The organism is Sporosarcina sp. FSL K6-1508 (assembly GCF_038007465.1).
GTDB lineage: Bacteria > Bacillota > Bacilli > Bacillales_A > Planococcaceae > Sporosarcina > Sporosarcina psychrophila_B.
The window spans coordinates 2,639,545-2,657,768 of sequence record NZ_JBBOXF010000001.1; the positions used below are offsets into that span (position 1 = coordinate 2,639,545).

15 protein-coding genes and 1 other annotated feature are annotated in these 18,224 nt (G+C 42.0%); of the genes, 13 read left to right on the forward strand and 2 right to left on the reverse strand.

The window, feature by feature from the left end:
* Positions 1-75: 75 nt before the first annotated feature.
* The 13 genes from lon (at position 76) to MKZ11_RS13170 (ending at position 16,151) form a co-directional block, all read left to right on the forward strand.
* Positions 76-2,400, forward strand: a complete 2,325-nt coding sequence (lon, locus tag MKZ11_RS13110; RefSeq protein WP_340794862.1) for an endopeptidase La — start codon at positions 76-78, stop codon at positions 2,398-2,400.
* Entirely contained in the window at positions 2,397-2,978 is a 582-nt protein-coding gene (gene yihA / locus MKZ11_RS13115) for a ribosome biogenesis GTP-binding protein YihA/YsxC (RefSeq protein ID WP_340794863.1), read from the forward strand. The genes lon and yihA overlap by 4 nt, the downstream gene beginning before the upstream one ends.
* Positions 2,979-3,289: 311 nt before the next feature.
* On the forward strand, positions 3,290-4,654 hold the full coding sequence (gene hemA, locus MKZ11_RS13120) for a glutamyl-tRNA reductase (protein WP_340794864.1): 1,365 nt from the start codon (positions 3,290-3,292) through the stop codon (positions 4,652-4,654).
* Between the two features lie 90 nt (positions 4,655-4,744).
* Complete coding sequence (locus tag MKZ11_RS13125) at positions 4,745-5,575, forward strand: cytochrome c biogenesis protein (RefSeq protein WP_340794865.1); 831 nt, start codon at positions 4,745-4,747, stop codon at positions 5,573-5,575.
* 155 nt (positions 5,576-5,730) lie between these two features.
* Positions 5,731-6,660, forward strand: coding sequence for a hydroxymethylbilane synthase (gene hemC, locus MKZ11_RS13130; protein ID WP_340794866.1), 930 nt, complete (start codon positions 5,731-5,733; stop codon positions 6,658-6,660).
* Positions 6,653-7,411 (forward strand): uroporphyrinogen-III synthase, encoded by a 759-nt coding sequence (locus tag MKZ11_RS13135; RefSeq protein ID WP_340794867.1) that lies wholly within the window; start codon positions 6,653-6,655, stop codon positions 7,409-7,411. The genes hemC and MKZ11_RS13135 overlap by 8 nt, the downstream gene beginning before the upstream one ends.
* A gap of 2 nt (positions 7,412-7,413) precedes the next feature.
* On the forward strand, positions 7,414-8,394 hold the full coding sequence (gene hemB, locus MKZ11_RS13140) for a porphobilinogen synthase (RefSeq protein WP_340794868.1): 981 nt from the start codon (positions 7,414-7,416) through the stop codon (positions 8,392-8,394).
* Positions 8,395-9,687, forward strand: a complete 1,293-nt coding sequence (hemL, locus tag MKZ11_RS13145; RefSeq protein ID WP_340794869.1) for a glutamate-1-semialdehyde 2,1-aminomutase — start codon at positions 8,395-8,397, stop codon at positions 9,685-9,687.
* A gap of 197 nt (positions 9,688-9,884) precedes the next feature.
* On the forward strand, positions 9,885-10,463 hold the full coding sequence (locus MKZ11_RS13150) for a hypothetical protein (RefSeq protein WP_340794870.1): 579 nt from the start codon (positions 9,885-9,887) through the stop codon (positions 10,461-10,463).
* 226 nt (positions 10,464-10,689) lie between these two features.
* Positions 10,690-10,965, forward strand: a binding site (T-box leader).
* A gap of 45 nt (positions 10,966-11,010) precedes the next feature.
* Complete coding sequence (locus MKZ11_RS13155; RefSeq protein WP_340794871.1) at positions 11,011-13,659, forward strand: valine--tRNA ligase; 2,649 nt, start codon at positions 11,011-11,013, stop codon at positions 13,657-13,659.
* Between the two features lie 310 nt (positions 13,660-13,969).
* Complete coding sequence (locus MKZ11_RS13160; protein WP_340794872.1) at positions 13,970-14,431, forward strand: type IV pilus modification PilV family protein; 462 nt, start codon at positions 13,970-13,972, stop codon at positions 14,429-14,431.
* A 31-nt stretch (positions 14,432-14,462) separates the two neighbouring features.
* Positions 14,463-14,900, forward strand: a complete 438-nt coding sequence (locus MKZ11_RS13165) for a PilW family protein (protein ID WP_340794873.1) — start codon at positions 14,463-14,465, stop codon at positions 14,898-14,900.
* 18 nt (positions 14,901-14,918) lie between these two features.
* Positions 14,919-16,151, forward strand: coding sequence for a hypothetical protein (locus MKZ11_RS13170; RefSeq protein WP_340794874.1), 1,233 nt, complete (start codon positions 14,919-14,921; stop codon positions 16,149-16,151).
* A gap of 410 nt (positions 16,152-16,561) precedes the next feature.
* On the opposite strand, the gene MKZ11_RS13175 is transcribed toward MKZ11_RS13170, so the two are convergent.
* Entirely contained in the window at positions 16,562-17,359 is a 798-nt protein-coding gene (locus tag MKZ11_RS13175) for an ATP-grasp domain-containing protein (protein ID WP_340794875.1), read from the reverse strand.
* A complete protein-coding gene (locus tag MKZ11_RS13180; RefSeq protein WP_340794876.1) occupies positions 17,356-18,222 on the reverse strand; it encodes an ATP-grasp domain-containing protein in 867 nt (288 codons plus the stop codon). Before MKZ11_RS13180 ends, MKZ11_RS13175 begins: the two co-directional genes overlap by 4 nt.
* Positions 18,223-18,224 lie beyond the last annotated feature (2 nt).

Genomic DNA, 18,224 nt, shown 5'->3' on the forward strand with positions numbered 1-18,224 from the left:
TCATCGGATGTCAGTTTTTTTAACGTTTTAATGAATCTAAAGTTGGATATACATAATTAATGGGGGGGCATCCGCATGTCGACTGATAAATTGAATAATATACCACTGTTGCCACTTCGAGGGTTGCTTGTCTACCCTACGATGATTTTACATATTGATGTTGGAAGAGAGCGTTCCGTATTTGCTATAGAGCATGCAATTGCACAAAATAACCTTATTTTTCTTGCAACGCAAAAGGATATCAGTATTGAAAACCCGGAGCCCGAAGATTTATTTAAAATAGGGACACTGGCGTTCGTTAAATCGATGACACAGTTGCCAAACGGAACCTATCGCATACTTATTGAGGGAATCGAACGTGCGGAATGGTCAAATTACGAGGAAGCAGATCTTTATCCGGTCGTCGAAGTAATCGGTTTTCCAGATGATGAGGAAATAGACGCTGAGTCAGAAGCGTTAATGAGAACGCTGCTTACATATTTTAAAAAGTACTCAAAAATTTCTAAAAAAGTAACAGAAGAAACATATGACTCCGTCGCTTCAATTACAGAACCAGGTAGACTTGCTGACACAATCGCTTCTCATTTACCGCTCAAATTGGCTGCAAAGCAGGAAGTACTTGAAACCAAAAATGTCAATACACGTCTTGAATGGCTTATGAGCAGACTTTATAATGAACAAGAAGTGCTTAATCTTGAGAAGAAAATTAATGAACGTGTCAGAGAAGCGATGGAGCGAACCCAAAAAGAGTTCTACCTTCGAGAACAAATGAAGGCCATCCAGACTGAACTGGGTGATAAAGATGGTAAGGGTCTGGAAATTGTAGATTTGACTGCGCAGATTGAGAATGCCGGCATGCCTGAAGGTGTGAAGGAAGCCGCTTTGCGTGAACTTGATAGATATGAAAAAATACCGGCTGCGGCTGCAGAAAGTGGAGTCATCCGTAACTATATTGAGTGGCTTGTTACGTTGCCGTGGTCTGATGCATCAAAGGATCAGCTTGACATTAAACGTTCAGAGGACATTTTAAACCGCGACCATGATGGACTGGAAGCTGTTAAAGAACGTATTCTTGAATATCTAGCAGTTCGTCAGTTAACGAATTCGTTACGGGGGCCAATTCTTTGTCTTGAAGGTCCTCCAGGTGTCGGGAAAACATCTTTAGCAAGGTCTATCGCAGAATCACTTGGCAGGAAGTTTGTTCGGATTTCACTTGGTGGGGTACGTGATGAGTCAGAAATCCGCGGTCATAGACGGACATATGTGGGTGCGATGCCTGGGCGGATTATCCAAGGGATGAAAAAAGCCGGAAAGATTAACCCCGTGTTTCTACTGGATGAAATCGATAAGATGTCGAATGACTTTCGGGGAGACCCATCGTCTGCCATGCTTGAAGTACTAGATCCGGAACAGAACAATAAATTCAGTGATCATTACATCGAAGAGCCTTATAACTTATCAAATGTCTTGTTCATTGCGACTGCCAATAATTTAAGTGCAGTTCCAGGGCCGCTTCGTGACCGGATGGAAATCATCTCAATTGCTGGCTACACAGAAATTGAGAAGCGCTCTATCGTAAAAAATCACTTGATACCGAAACAGTTGAAAGAGCATGGGCTGACAAAGTCCCAAGTGCGTATTAACGATCCTGCAATTCAAGACATCGTAAGATATTACACGCGCGAGGCAGGGGTACGCGGCTTGGAACGTCAGATTGCGGGAATTTGCCGAAAAGCGGCGAAGCAGATAGTTACAGGTGAGAAGAAAAGTATCACAGTCAGCCCACGGACACTTGAATCGTTGATAGGCAAAAAGAAGTACAGATACGGTCAAGCCGAGACGGTAAATCAAATAGGTGTGGCAACAGGGCTTGCTTATACGCAAGTCGGTGGAGATACATTGCAGATTGAGGTTTCTTTATCGCCAGGAAAAGGTAAACTTATTCTGACAGGAAAACTTGGAGATGTCATGAAAGAGTCTGCACAAACCGCATTATCTTATGTACGTTCAAAAACTGTAGAATTTGGCATTGATCCAGACTTCCATGAAAAGTGTGATATCCACATACACGTACCGGAAGGTGCAATACCGAAAGATGGTCCATCGGCTGGTGTTACGATTGCTACAGCACTAGTCTCCGCATTGACAAAGCGGCCAGTACGCCGTGAAGTCGGGATGACTGGTGAAATTACACTGCGCGGCAGAGTTTTGCCGATTGGTGGCGTGAAAGAAAAAACTTTAAGTGCTCATCGAGCTGGCTTGACGACGATTATCTTGCCAAAAGAAAATGAGCGCGACATCGAAGATATTCCAGAAAGCGTTCGGGAAGAACTGACATTTAAACTCGTTTCCGACGCAGAAGAGGTCCTCGAAATTGCATTGGAGGAGACTTCCAAATGAAAGTCCATAACGTAGAAATGATAATGAGTGCAGTACGACCCGAACAATATCCAACAGAAGGATATCCGGAATTTGCTTTAGCAGGCCGTTCCAACGTTGGAAAATCATCTTTTATAAACAAAATGATTGGTAGAAAGAGTCTTGCCCGAACTTCTTCTAAACCAGGTAAGACACAAACACTAAACTTCTACAAAATCGAAGAACAGCTGTTTTTCGTGGATGTACCAGGATACGGCTACGCAAAAGTTTCAAAGTCATCTCGTGAAACCTGGGGGAAATTTATTCAACAATATATGACTGAACGGGAACATCTCCGTGCTGTCATTCAAATTGTTGATTTGCGTCATGCTCCTAGTGCTGATGATTGTTTGATGTACGATTTCCTTGTGGATAATAATATGCCTGTAATTGTCATTGCGACAAAAGCAGATAAAATTCCAAAAGGGAAATGGGAAAAGCATAAAAAAGTTGTACGTGAAACACTCGATATGCGGCCATATGATTCGCTGATCGTCTTTTCTTCTGAAAAAGGAATTGGCATGGAAGCAGCTTGGAAAGAGATTGAAAGCAGAATGTAAAGTTGCAACTAAAGGATTCGGAAAACGATACGTCGTTTTCTGGATTTTTTTATGACTTTGAGTCGTATAGTTTTGTTGTTATTGTCATATAGTATAGTGAATCAGTCTTTTAGTCCCGAGTACTTTCAATTTGTGATTGCACATTGATTGCTTGTGAATCTGAAGGCTGTTAGAATTAGATTATAATCATTATAAATAGTGGCGCTTAACCGTTCGTAGTCATATGTTGTTCACAATTACCATCCGGATAAGTGACGACCATATGATATAATGGAAAGCGTGAAATAGAACGTGAGAGGTGTGAACACCTGATGCATACAATCGTAATCGGTGTCAATCACCGGACAGCACCTGTCGAAATAAGGGAGAAATTATCTTTTATTGAAACAGAACTGCCACAAGCGATGCAGACATTGCAACAGCAAAAAAGTATATTAGAAAACATTATTATATCGACATGTAACCGGACAGAGATTTATGCAGTTGTCGATCAGCTGCATACAGGTCGCTACTATGTGAAAAATTTCTTGGCGGAATGGTTCGATATGCCGCTTGATTCTTTCTCGTCTCATTTAGTTATCATGGAAAATGATGGAGCGATTGAGCATCTGATGCGTGTTGCGGCAGGTATCGATTCCATGGTTCTTGGTGAAACACAAATATTAGGGCAAGTGCGTGACAGTTTCCTTGAGGGCCAAACGATTGGAACAACAGGTACTGTTTTTAATGAACTATTTAAACAAGCCGTAACACTTGCGAAGAAAGCACATACTGAAACTGCAATTGGCGATAACGCGGTTTCAGTGTCCTATGCTGCTGTAGAACTCGGCAAAAAGATCTTTGGCACTTTGGATCAAAAGCATGTCGCAATTCTTGGAGCTGGGGAAATGGGTGAACTCGCCGTTAAGAACTTGCATGGTAGCGGTGCTAGCAAAGTGACAGTCGTTAACAGAACACTCTCGAAGGCGGAAGTACTCGCTGATAAATTCGACGGTGTAGCGAAATCGATGGCAGAGCTGCAATGCACGCTTCTTGAAGCAGATGTACTTATCAGTTCAACAGGGGCTACTGATTTTGTTATTGATTTTGAACTTATGCAGCTAGTTGAACGGTTGCGTAAAGGACGGCCGCTATTTATGGTTGATATTGCAGTACCGCGTGATTTGGATCCCCGTATTGGTGATTTACCGAATGTGTTCCTGTATGATATCGATGATTTGCAGGGTATTGTCGAAGCAAATCTAGCGGAAAGAAAGCGGGCTGCCGAGGAAATCGGTCTAATGATTGAGCAGGAAATTGTAGTATTTAAAGAATGGGTCGCTCAACTTGGAGTAGTGCCTGTCATTTCGGCACTTCGTCAAAAAGCACACCGTATTCAATCGGAAACGATGGCGAGTATTGAGAATAAAATGCCTGATTTGACGGAGCGAGAAAAGAAAGTATTAAGTAAACATACCAAATCGATTGTCAATCAATTATTGAAAGATCCCATTTTACAAGCGAAAGAACTAGCGATGGATTCAAAATCTGTCGAAAAACTGGAGTTCTTCCAGCAAATATTTGGTATTGATGATGACGTTGTGAAGGAGAAAGAAATGCTTGCAAAACAAGCGAAAGAACGGTTAAAAGTCAGAGCGGAAAGAAATGCTACGGCACAACCGGATTTGACATTTTGAACGTTTGTCAAAGGGGCGTTTCCGCATCTGTATGCTACACTATAGATGAAGGAAATGCCCCTTTGGTATTAGAAAGGCAGAGAAATTATCATGGTTGAAATGATGATGGCGAGACTGCATGAAGTTATGGTTATTTTATACGCGGTTAGTCTCGTTTTTTATTTTATAGATTATTTGAATAAGGACACAATTGCACATCGCAGCGCTTTTTGGATTTTATCTATCGTCTACTTTCTGCAAACATTTTTCCTAGTTATGTATATGTTTGAGAAGGGGAGATTCCCGGTACTCTCCTTGTTTGAAGGAATCTATTTTTACGCATGGCTTCTCATTACTTTATCGATTATCCTGCACTTGTTTTACAAAGTCGGGCATGCTGTCTTCTTCTTAAATGTAATAGGATTTATTTTCATGACGATTCATACGTTTGCTCCTATGCAAATTGAACAATCTCCAATAGGGGAAGCCCTTATTTCAGAACTGCTTTTCATCCATATCACATTCGCTATTTTGTCCTATGCGGCATTTGCAATGTCATTCGTTTTTTCGGTACTTTATCTTCTCGTCTATAAAATTTTGAAGAAGAAGAAATGGTCAAAGCAATTTAATAGGCTTCCTTCTCTCCAACAAACAGAAGTAGGTATGAAAGCGTCTCTTTATACGGGTATCCCGTTTCTGCTTGTCAGTTTGATTCTTGGCATGCAATGGGCGGCTGTTGCACTTGAAATATGGTCATTTTTTGATATAAAAATTTTAGGCTCATTTTTCCTGCTTGCCATCTATGGTTCTGTATTATTCTTGAAGCGGAGTGGTAAGCTAACAGGAAATGACTTTGCATGGGCGAACGTATTCGCATTCCTTTTTGTTATCATCAATTTTTTCTTGGGAAGCAAATTATCCGATTTTCACTTTTGGATATAACTTAATACAGCCAGGTTTCAAACTCCAGCTGTATTAAGTTAAAGCCTCCGAGGATATCACAGGTTTTTTAGAGAAGTTTATCGAGCAAGCTTGATAAAAATCTGTGTACAAATAGACCAAGGTGTATTTGATTAAGAAAGGTTGGATTAATTAATATGAGAAAAATAATAGTAGGTTCAAGAAGAAGTAAACTTGCATTGACGCAAACGAACTGGTTCATAGATCAAATGAAGGCTGCCGGTGTTCCGTTTGAATTCGAAGTGAAGGAAATCGTTACGAAAGGCGATCAGATCCTCGACGTTATGCTGTCGAAAGTCGGCGGTAAAGGGCTTTTCGTGAAAGAAATCGAGCAAGCGTTGTTTGATAAAGAAATCGATTTCGCGGTACATAGCATGAAAGATATGCCAGCAGTCCTGCCGGAAGGACTTGTCATTGGCTGCATCCCTCCACGTGAAGATGCGCGTGATGCATTTATTTCGAAAGGTCATGTGAAATTCATGGACCTGCCAGTAGGGGCTATTGTCGGGACGTCTAGTTTGCGTCGAAGTTCACAATTGTTGCTACTGCGTCCCGACCTTGATATCCAATGGATCCGTGGCAATATCGATACGCGATTGAAAAAGATGGTTGATGGTGAATATGATGCGATTCTTCTTGCTGCCGCAGGTATGAAACGGATGGGCTGGAGCGAAGAGGTTACGACGGAATATATGTCTGTCGAAGATTGCATTCCAGCAGTAGGTCAAGGGGCGCTCGCGATTGAATGCCGCTCAGACGATAAAGAACTATTAGCTGAACTTGCGAAATTAACAGATGAAAAAACCTGGAAAGAAGTTGAAGCAGAGCGTACTTTCCTTACTGAAATGGATGGCTCATGCCAAGTGCCGATTGCCGGTTTTGCGAAATATAACGGCAGCGAAGTTGAACTGACAGGCTATATCGCTTCCCCAGATGCGAAGCAAATATTTAAAAAGACGTTCACCAGCGCGGACCCCGTTGAAGCCGGTATGGAAGTTGCGAAAACATTACGTGCTGAAGGGGCTTCAGAAGTGATTGAGAAAGTGAAGGCGGAAATGGATGCGTGACGGACAACCGCTGCTTGGTCAAACGGTCATCTTTACAGGCACGCCGAAGTCCGAAGAAGTATTCGAACTTGTGAAGCGTTATGGGGGTATGCCAGTTTCATTACCCTTGATCCAAGTAGCAGAGTTAGTGGAACTGACAGATGAGCTCCGTTTGAACGCCTGTCCAACATATGATTGGCTAATATTTACAAGTCAAAGTGCGGTCGCCGCGTTTGGGGCTAAACTTGTACGCTATAATGTGTCTGCGGAATCAATACCCGCGAACATAGCGGCTGTCGGTACGCGAACGGCAGAAGCGCTCGAAAGGATCGGTTTTTCAGTCGATTTCATCCCGACTGTGTTTAGTGCAGATACATTCGTTAAAGAATTCAATCCCTCTGAAACAGATGTCCGGCGTATCTTGTTTCTGCGCGGTTCAATTGCAGGGGTTACCATTAAAGAGGAAATTCCTTTTGAAGTGGATGAATGGACAGTTTATATAACGGAGCGTGCGAATGAATCTATCGGTTCACTCGTAGATTTATTGCAACAAAAACAGCAATTGAACGTTCTATTCGCAAGTCCTTCGGCAGTTGAAGTATTTTCCGAAGAAGTTGTTCCACAAGTTGGTTGGAATGGTTATACAATCGGGGCCATCGGGCATGTCACGGAAAAAGCGCTTCTTGAAGTTGGTGCGACCGTGCATGTTAGACCCGATACATACACATTAATGGATCTCGTCGAAGAGTTGGCGAGACGAAAGGAAGGGTAATTTTGGAGACATTACAATTTAGACGCAACAGACGCTTGCGCACATCGACTACATTACGTTCTATGGTACGGGAAACTGTTTTGAGGAAAGAGGATTTCATTTATCCGATTTTTGTCATAGATGGGGAAGACATCAATAATCCAATCGCTTCCATGCCAGGCGTCTTCCAAAAGTCACTCGACCATTTTACAACTGAACTTGATGAAGTGGTTTCACTTGGAATTCCATCAATCATTCTATTCGGTCTTCCGGCAACGAAAGATCATTTGGGATCAGAAGCCTATTCTGATCAAGGGATAGTCCAAAAAGCAACTCGTTTAGCGAAAGAACGTTATCCAGATCTAATCGTTATTGCGGACACCTGCCTGTGCCAATATACGGACCACGGTCATTGCGGTGTTCTGGAAGGCGGTAACGTATTAAACGATCCGTCGTTGGAACTGCTAGCGCGTACTGCGGTAAGCCAAGCGAAAGCGGGGGCGGATATTATTGCGCCATCGAATATGATGGACGGTTTTGTAGCAGCTATTCGCCAGGGGTTAGATGCGGCTGGTTTTGAAGATATCCCGATTATGTCGTATGCAGTCAAATATGCATCCGCCTATTACGGGCCCTTCCGTGACGCAGCGGAATCTACACCTCAATCAGGCGATCGTAAAACGTATCAAATGGATCCTGCAAATAGACTGGAAGCAATGCGTGAAGCGGAATCTGATGTAGCTGAAGGCGCTGACTTTCTAATTGTTAAACCGGCACTTTCGTATCTCGATATCATGCGTGATGTCAAAGATAATTTCACATTGCCGGTTGTCGCATATAATGTGAGCGGTGAATACGCAATGGTCAAAGCGGCGGCACAAAATGGCTGGGTTAATGAAAAGGAAATTGTTCTTGAAACGTTGACAAGTATGAAGCGTGCAGGTGCGGATCTCGTTATGACGTATCATGCGAAAGATGCGGCACGCTGGCTGGAGGAGAAATAATTGGAAAGAAACTATGATAAGTCGAAACAAGCATTTGCAGAAGCAGTAAATCTGATGCCGGGCGGCGTAAACTCCCCTGTTCGTGCATTTAAATCTGTCAATATGGACCCGATTTTCATGCAAAGTGGAAAGGGGGCTATGATTACAGATATCGATGGCAATGAATACATTGATTACGTTCTATCATGGGGACCGCTTATTCACGGTCATTCCGATCCAGATGTCGTTGAGGGAATCAAGCGTGTTGCAGAAACTGGTGCAAGCTTTGGTGCACCGACACTTGCAGAAAATGAACTCGCAAAACTTGTTCTTGAACGCGTTCCTTCGATTGAAATGATTCGTATGGTGTCATCTGGTACAGAGGCCACGATGAGCGCACTGCGGTTAGCACGCGGTTATACAGGCCGCAACAAAATATTGAAATTCGAAGGCTGCTACCATGGTCATGCGGACTCACTCCTTATTAAAGCGGGTTCTGGCGTAGCAACACTCGGTCTTCCGGATAGCCCGGGTGTACCCGAATCAGTGGCGATAAACACGATTACAGTGGCTTATAATGACTTGGAGAGTGTCAAAGTTGCGCTCGATGAATTCGGTGAGGATTTGGCTGCAATCATCGTTGAGCCAGTCGCAGGAAATATGGGAGTTGTCCCTCCTGAACCTGGATTCCTTGAAGGATTGCGTGAGCTGACTGAGAAAAATGGTTCACTTCTCATTTTTGATGAAGTAATGACGGGCTTCCGTGTCGGCTACAATTGTGCGCAGGGCCATTATGGCGTAACGCCTGATATTACATGTCTTGGAAAAGTAATCGGGGGCGGATTGCCAGTCGGTGCTTACGGTGGGAAACGTGAAATCTTGGAAAACATGGCTCCTGCAGGAACAATTTACCAAGCAGGCACTTTATCAGGTAACCCGCTTGCGATGACTGCAGGGATTGAAACATTGAAAAAGTTGACGCCTGAATCGTACAAGCATTTCATGAAACTCGGTGATCAGCTCGAAGCCGGTTTCCGTGCAGCTGCACAAAAGTACGATATCCCGCACACTGTCAACCGTGCAGGTTCAATGATCGGCTTTTTCTTCACAAATGAAAAAGTGTTGAATTATGACAAAGCAAAAACATCCGATCTCACATTATTCGCTGATTACTACCGCTTGATGGCGGAAGAAGGCATCTTCCTTCCACCGTCCCAGTTCGAAGGCATGTTCCTATCGACTGCCCACACCGAAGAGCATATTGCAAAAACGGTCGAAGCATTCCATACAGTGTTTGCTAAACTGCGGAGTTGAGTAGGTGAGTGGGTGACAGTCACCAAGTCAATTCTGAAACAAACACAACATTCAAGTTTGTTGTGAAAATGAACACAATATCCCCCGACCGATTGCTTTATTGGTCGGGGGATATTTGTGTTCATTTGTTTTATTCTTCTATCGTAACAGTGCTGAGCATACAATTGTTTGTGAAGGAATAGAAGGAGGGGAAGTAGTTGGAGAAAAAACAATGGGCAATGCAAGAAAACTTTTATTTCCCGGAGAATGCTGGCGTACCAACCGGGGTTCAATCGGTTACAGTAACACCGGGGTATACTGAAGAAAGAACAGAAGATGGGCTCCGTTTGACAGGCATTTATCATATTGCGGCAAATGTCGAATTTGATAAAGAGACTCTGCGGTCAGCAGAACTTGAGGATTCATTTATCCTCATTGATGATGTCGAACTAGATGGCGAAGTTGGTTATTTCGAATACGCAGTTCCGCTTAACATCGATCTACCTCCGATAGCTGAGAGCCCGGAACTTTTAACAACACAAGCGACAGGCAAAACGGACGGACAAGGTACTTACGGAGTTGTTTGGAATGTAGAATGTGCGTACACAGAAGCGGTTGTGCTAGCGGAAGAACCTGAGGAAGCACAAGTAGTAGCTACAGTGACACCATTTGTAGCAATTGACAGCACTTCGGAGACCGAGATGGATGAAGTGCTGTCTTTCATTACAGAGCTTACAGATGGTGTATCGACGACGGAATTTCGTTCAAATGATGTTTTTGTAAAGAGCGAAAGCTAATCCACAGAGCAAACACAATAGTAGAAAATCACCTGTCGTTGGAACGATTAATAACCGAATCAATTGAAAGACACAAATTGGAATAATGATTCCCTTGCAATAAAATCTACATTTTCGAAGCCATGGTGGCAACAAATAAGGGTTATATGCTCTTCGCATGACACAATCCTTTCGTAATTTACTTGACGGTTGCTAAGCTGTTCCGTTACAATCATGGTAACTGCATATGGATGCGATGATTGGGATAAGTATGTGAATTGTTTGGACTGAAGAGAGGGTTCCGGTGGTGAAAGGGCCTGTCGACAATTCGCTGAATGTCACCCATGAGCAGTTTCCGTGAAGAAGCTGTTTTCAAAATGAAAATCAGCAAGCTGTTTTCAGTACTTGGAAAACATCTTTAGTAGCGGAAACCGGTTTGAAGCCGTTATCGAAGTTTGAGGTGCACTGTTCTTTTATGTGCACGAATAAAGGTGGTACCGCGAATAGCTCCTTCGTCCTTTAAGGCGAAAGGAGTTTTTTTGTACCCAAAAATAAAGGAGGAAACAACATGTCAACTGAAAACAACACATCAATGCCGACGAAATACGATCCGCAGGCGATTGAATCAGGTCGCTATGAATGGTGGCTGAAAGGGAAATACTTTGAAGCACAGCCTGAAAGCGATAAAACACCCTATACAATTGTCATCCCGCCGCCAAATGTAACAGGTAAACTCCATCTTGGCCACGCTTGGGATACAACATTGCAAGACATCATGACACGTATGAAACGGATGCAAGGCTATGATGCATTATGGCTTCCGGGAATGGACCATGCGGGAATCGCGACACAAGCACGTGTTGAAGCGAAACTTCGTGAAGATGGAATTTCACGCTATGATTTAGGCCGTGAAAAGTTCGTTGAAGAAACATGGAAATGGAAAGACGAATACGCAGGCCATATCCGTGAACAATGGGCGAAACTTGGTTTGGGCCTTGATTATACACGTGAACGATTTACTTTGGATGAAGGACTTTCGAAAGCTGTACAGGAAGTTTTCGTTAAGCTTTACAATAAAAAGCTTATCTACCGCGGCGAATACATCATCAACTGGGATCCTGCAACGAAAACGGCTATATCTGATATCGAAGTTATCCATAAAGACGTGCAGGGTGCATTCTATCATATGCGCTACCCACTGGTAGACGGAACGGATAGTATCGAAATTGCAACAACTCGACCTGAAACAATGCTTGGGGATACTGCGGTTGCAGTTCATCCTGAAGATGAGCGCTACAAGCATTTAATTGGCAAAATGGTTAAATTACCGATCGTTGGCCGTGAAATTCCGATTATTGCAGATGATTACGTCGACATGGAATTTGGAAGCGGTGCAGTGAAAATTACACCTGCACATGATCCAAATGACTTTGAAATCGGCAACCGTCATAATCTTCCGCGTGTTCTTGTGATGAATGAAGACGGTTCAATGAACAAGCTTGCAGGTAAATACGAAGGAATGGATCGCTTCGAATGCCGTAAAGAAATCGTTAAAGATTTGCAGGAGATGGCTGTACTATTCAACATTGAAGAACATAATCATTCTGTCGGTCACTCAGAACGTAGTGGTGCTGTCGTAGAACCGTATTTATCAACACAATGGTTCGTAAAAATGCAGCCGCTTGCTAATGAAGCGATTAAATTACAAGAAGCAGAAGGCAAAGTAAACTTTGTCCCGGACCGTTTCGAAAAAACGTACTTAACATGGATGGAAAATGTCCATGACTGGTGTATCTCACGTCAACTTTGGTGGGGCCACCGCATCCCGGCTTGGTATCACAACGAAACGGGAGAAGTATATGTTGGTCATGAAGCACCTGCAGATATCGAAAACTGGAGCCAGGATAATGACGTTCTCGATACATGGTTCTCATCTGCGCTTTGGCCGTTTTCAACAATGGGCTGGCCGGATCTCGACAATGAAGAATTCAAACGTTATTACCCAACAGATGCACTTGTAACGGGCTATGACATTATCTTCTTCTGGGTATCCCGGATGATTTTCCAAGGAATTGAATTTACGGAACAGCGTCCATTTAAAGACGTCTTAATTCACGGTCTCGTACGTGCAGAAGATGGCCGTAAAATGTCTAAATCGCTTGGTAACGGCGTCGACCCGATGGATGTTATCGAAAAATACGGTGCAGATGCACTGCGCTACTTCTTATCAACAGGGTCATCGCCAGGGCAGGACCTTCGCTACTCTACTGAGAAAGTTGAAGCCATCTGGAACTTTGCCAATAAAATCTGGAATGCTTCCCGTTTCGCGCTTATGAACATGGATGGCATGACCTACGAAGAAATCGATTTAACAGGTGAAAAGTCCGTAGCAGATGCATGGATTCTGACGCGGTTGAACGAAACAATCGACCAAGTGACGAAGCTTGCAGATCGTTATGAGTTCGGTGAAGTTGGCCGTGCACTCTATAACTTCATCTGGGATGATTTCTGTGACTGGTACATCGAAATGGCGAAACTGCCACTATACGGTGAAGATGAAACAGCGAAGAAAATGACGCGTTCTGTACTAGCGTACGTACTCGATAATACGATGCGTCTGCTACACCCGTTCATGCCGTTTATCACAGAAGAGATCTGGCAGAACTTACCGCATGAAGGCGAATCAATTACAGTCGCTGCATGGCCGGTTGCAGATCCTGCACTTACTGATAAAAAGCGTGCAACAGATATGAAACTGCTGATGGATATTATCCGCGCAGTACGTAATATTCGTGCAGAAGTAAATACACCATTAAGCAAAAAAGTTCCACTTTATATTTCAGCTAAAGACGATGCAACTGTAGCAGTGCTGGAAGCGAATCGTAGCTACATTGAACGATTCTGTAACCCTGAGACGTTAACGCTAGGCAACAACATCACAGCGCCAGGCAAATCGATGTCAGCCGTCGTTACAGGGGCAGAATTGTTCTTACCACTTGAAGGTCTGCTGAATATCGATGAAGAACTCGCACGTCTGACAAAAGAGCTTGCGAAATGGCAAAGTGAAGTAAAACGCGTTCAAGGCAAATTATCGAATGAACGCTTTATGTCCAAAGCACCTGAAGCAGTAGTGGCAGAAGAGCGAGCTAAAGAAAGTGACTATCTAGAAAAATACGCGGCAGTAGAGCGTCGTATGCAGGAATTGAAGGAAATCTGATTTTAAAACGAAGAGACCTTGTCGTGATTATGCGATGAGGTCTTTTCGTTTGATAACTTATTCATCAAGTTACTAAAAGGCAAGGAGCTTGATTAATAGATAATTCGTTTTTGATTAAGAATTGTAGAATATGGTAATATAGATTTATATCAGTCTATGAAGGTTGTATAATATAGTGAAAATATAGGAATAAACAACTATATAAGGCGAAGTAAATATTCCCTTCAAATCCGCTTCGGTTCTTAGGGGATACCTTCGCTTAACATTCATATTTTCAACATAAATAGCACGAATGAAAAGGATGATAGACATGGGGAAGTTTAAACCGAAAATGGGTATGGGAGAGGGTGGACTAACACTTGTTGAGGTGTTGGCGGCACTTGTTATTTTAAGCATAGTGTTTGTTGGCTTTATGTTGATTTTCCCTCAGATGACGACTTTTAATAAAAAGACGGGTACGAAATTAGAAACGATGAATGTGGCGAGACAGGAAATTGTGGATATTCAAATTCCTACTTATAAAAAACCATTAAACGAAGATGATATCAAATCAAACATCTCTCCGGACGAGAACACCGTAATAACATTAGTGAATTTACATAATAATAAATTAAGAGTTAGTTATACAAAAAATAATCATGACTATGAAGCTGATTTTGATAAAAGTGAGGATCTTTCAGGAAATACCGCTCTATACAAAGTTCACCTAAAAGTTATGATCGATGGAAAAGTGAACAGTGAAACATACGGATATATAGAAGCAATGGATTAGAAATTACTACTATGGAAAGGAGAGCCGCAGAATGAAAGTGAAAAATGAAAAAGGCGTTACGTTAATAGAACTCCTTGCAGTGCTTGTCCTTGTAACAATGGTCGGTACTCTTATTATGACAACATTTTTCATCGCGAACCGCTTTAATGTGACAGAAACGAAAAAAATGAAAATGCAACAGGAAGCGAATTATATTATCACAGCAGTATTGCAGAAACATCGCACAGTGGACGAATGTTATAACCTTAATGTGAGTGACACAGGTGAAAAAATTATTTTTTCTATTTGTGATGAACCTGGAACAGAGGTTATTATTGCGGAAAACTTCAAATATAAATTGTCTGAGTTAGAGAATAGAGTACGGCCAAAGGATGGAGACTTATCGACGACATTGACAGTGAGCGATCCTGAAAATGAAAATCTATCCGTTTCAGTAAATACAATATTCCAAAGGTATAAAACCAATTAAGGAAGGGGGAGTTTAATATTGAAAATTAAAAATGAAGAAGGGTACGCTCTTCTTATTGTGCTATTCCTTGTCGCCATAATTATGATTGTCTCTACGGCTTTTTTAAGTGCCTCGGTTAGCAATGCAAAACAGGAGAAGAATGTGGATACCAACAATTTAGCAGTGGTTGCGGCAGAGATGGGTGTGGATTATTATAAAACTGCGTCAATCAATGAATTTGATAATAAGAAGAATGATTTGATGGTGCAAGCTCAAGATGAGATTAATAGATTGATAAATTCACCAGAATATAAAAAAAATAGTAAGAACGGTATTTGGGTTACATCAGAATTAGAAAATATTCGCCAGAAGTTAATAATAGAACTCGAGAAGCATTTTGATGGAGTCATGGGCTCTTTCTTGGTAGAAAAAACTATCGATATAACGGTGAAATTCAATAATAAGGGTGCAATTAAAGCAGATAAAATAACGGATGGGGTAATAGTGAAGGGGATAGTTACTGGCCGTAGCGGAACATATACAAAGAATTTGGATTTTGATATTACGTTTAAGGTGCCTGTATTGAGGATTGGTGTGATAGGGAGTGGTGGAGTCGGGGATGGAGGGGCATTAAATATGCATAAACTTTACCCGGACGACTCAAGTTTACCTATTTGTGAAGATACTCCTGTGAAAGGTAGAGCTTGTAAAGATGTTAAGAATAAAATAACTTTACAAGAAATAAATGAAAAAACTGATGTTTATTTTCCGAATAAACATACCGCAGATAATCCGAATAAACATGATTATAAAGGTTCAAGCATTTATTTTAAAAATGGCCTGACTATAAATAACAATATGAATAATACGGAAAATGTTAATTTATATATTGATGGACCATTGCTTGTGAATGGTAATATTAATGGGTTATCGAAAACCAAACTTATTGTGAATGGGAGCATGACCGTAAACAACAACATGAAAATAGAAAACTCTACTTTTATGATTAGGGGAGCATTGAGAATTGGGAATAATTTTGAAGTAGGGAAAAACTCCAAGGTTTGCGTTGCTGGCTCAGCTAATATTAAAGGTCTGACAGTTGATTCAACGAGCAAAGTATACGTATGGGGCTCAATTACCCCTTCAAATGGGGTAACGCTAGTTTCATCTGAATCTGAACTTTGGGAAAAATGCGGAGGAGACAGTTTGGATTCGTCATCTGTGGAGATTGACTGGAAGGAGGATTATGATATGAATGTGGAATATAGATAAATGTGAAATTGCCGGTGCAGTCACTCTCGCAATTCAATTATAATGAGTTCTTTGGCTAAAAATAGCTTTGGAAATCTATCTATTTTTAGGATAACAACTATATATTGAACATATGATTACAAGTGGAAATTGAGCGAAGGCGCCTTACAGGGGTAGCCGAAGCTATAAGACTGATAGCCGCGCAAGCGGTCAGGTTTATGGCGGGAGGCATCCCCTAAGCGCCGTAGCGAATTTGAAGGGAATCAGTATTTCAACTTCATCTTTGGTGACGGGCACTCGGATGCCGTTCTTAAGATCACTCATTCAATTTAAATAATAAAAAGAAGATCAGACATCTACACAGATGTCTGATCTTTTACATGTTTACTTAAGTTATTAGTCTCGAGTTTCCCAAAAATACTAGTCACTAACTATTCTACGGAAATCTTCTCCTCGATATACCCCATCAATTTCTCAGCCACTGAAAACTCATGCGTCGTATACAGCGACCTAGCCCCTACAGGATCCTCGATCTCATTCAACAGCCATCTCCCATCTGGCAACAACAAAAAATCAATCCCAACATAATCGCTTTTTATTGCTTTGGAAATAGTTTTTGCATCTTTTTTTTGCCAGCTAGAAAGTATGTATTTTTCGACGGAGCCACCAAGCGTGTAGTTTGATTTGAATGACCCATTTCCAGTGCGTTTCACGGCTCCGACAACTTCATTACCAACCATAAATACACGTATATCTCGGGCGCTGGACTCGATGAAGGGTTGGACAATTAGTTTTCGGTCAGGGAATTTGGTGAAAAATAGCTCTGCATCCGCAGCTGAATTACAAAGAAAAACTTCGTTCCCGCCATGGCCGTCGACCGTTTTCAACACACAAGGATATGAAGCAATTTCTTCGATAGAACGAATCCTACTTGTAAGCACTGCTGGAACTCCGAGCAGGGTAGCCAATTCAAATGTCCGCAATTTGTCATTTGCAATTCGGTTCACTTCAGCCCGATTGAATAACCGGAAACCTTCCGACTCAAACTTGGCAGCTCGAGTAGTATCACGGCCTCGGAAAAGAATGAAATCTGCATCTGAGTTTGGTTTTTCATCTTCAACCAGCAAATGCAGTTCAATGCCAAGTTTTTCGGATTCGATTATCAAATCATCAATAAACGCCCGATTCCTAACTGATTCAGCTTTTGAATAATAAACATAACCCTTCAACCTAGCTTCCTCAAAATATAAGCGATCATCGCATCCGCAACATTTATCCCCGTGACATTGTAAATATTACGGATGTGGGCGGCTGCATTGACTTCACAAACGAGCGGTTCCTCATTGTCACCAAATAGTAGGTCGACACCGGCAAACTCCGCTCCGACTGCGTGGGCAGCTTGTATTGCTAACGATTTCTGTTGGTCTGTTAGGTCGATTACTGTTGCAACCCCGCCATTCGTAATATTCGCCCGGAAATCAGTTTCAGAGTGACGGTACATTGCTGCTACAATCTCATCCCCCACGATGTTGACCCGAATATCACGACCTCTGCTTGTCGCAATGAATTTCTGGAACACATAATCGATGCCGCGTAATTCGTCCGTCTTTTCATAGAACTGCTCTTCTGTTTCAATCAAATATACTTTCATGCCGAATGATCCGTGTCCTTCTTTAATAATCATAGGCAATTCAAGTTGTTCCAGCACTTGTTCATAGTAGCCTGAATCTTTGATTGTAAAATTCGGGTACACTTTTGGTGCAATAATTGTTTCAGGCATCGGAATTCCCTGTTTTGAAAGTTCGAGATATTGTTTCGCTTTGTTATCGCATGTTTCGATAACATCTGGGTCATTGAAAACAGGGATACCAGCATTCTTCAAGAAAGTTGCAAGAAGAATATCTTTATCAAGAAAGACAACAAAATCCGGACGTTTACCCAAATTTGTATCTAAATTCATCATCACTTCATAATTTTTCTTAAGTTGAGCACGTACACCAGCGCGTTCTGCCGCCTCTTTCATCAGTTCAGCCTGATCTTTGAATTTATCGCTTGTTAAACTTCCATTATATATAACCCAACAACTTTGCATTA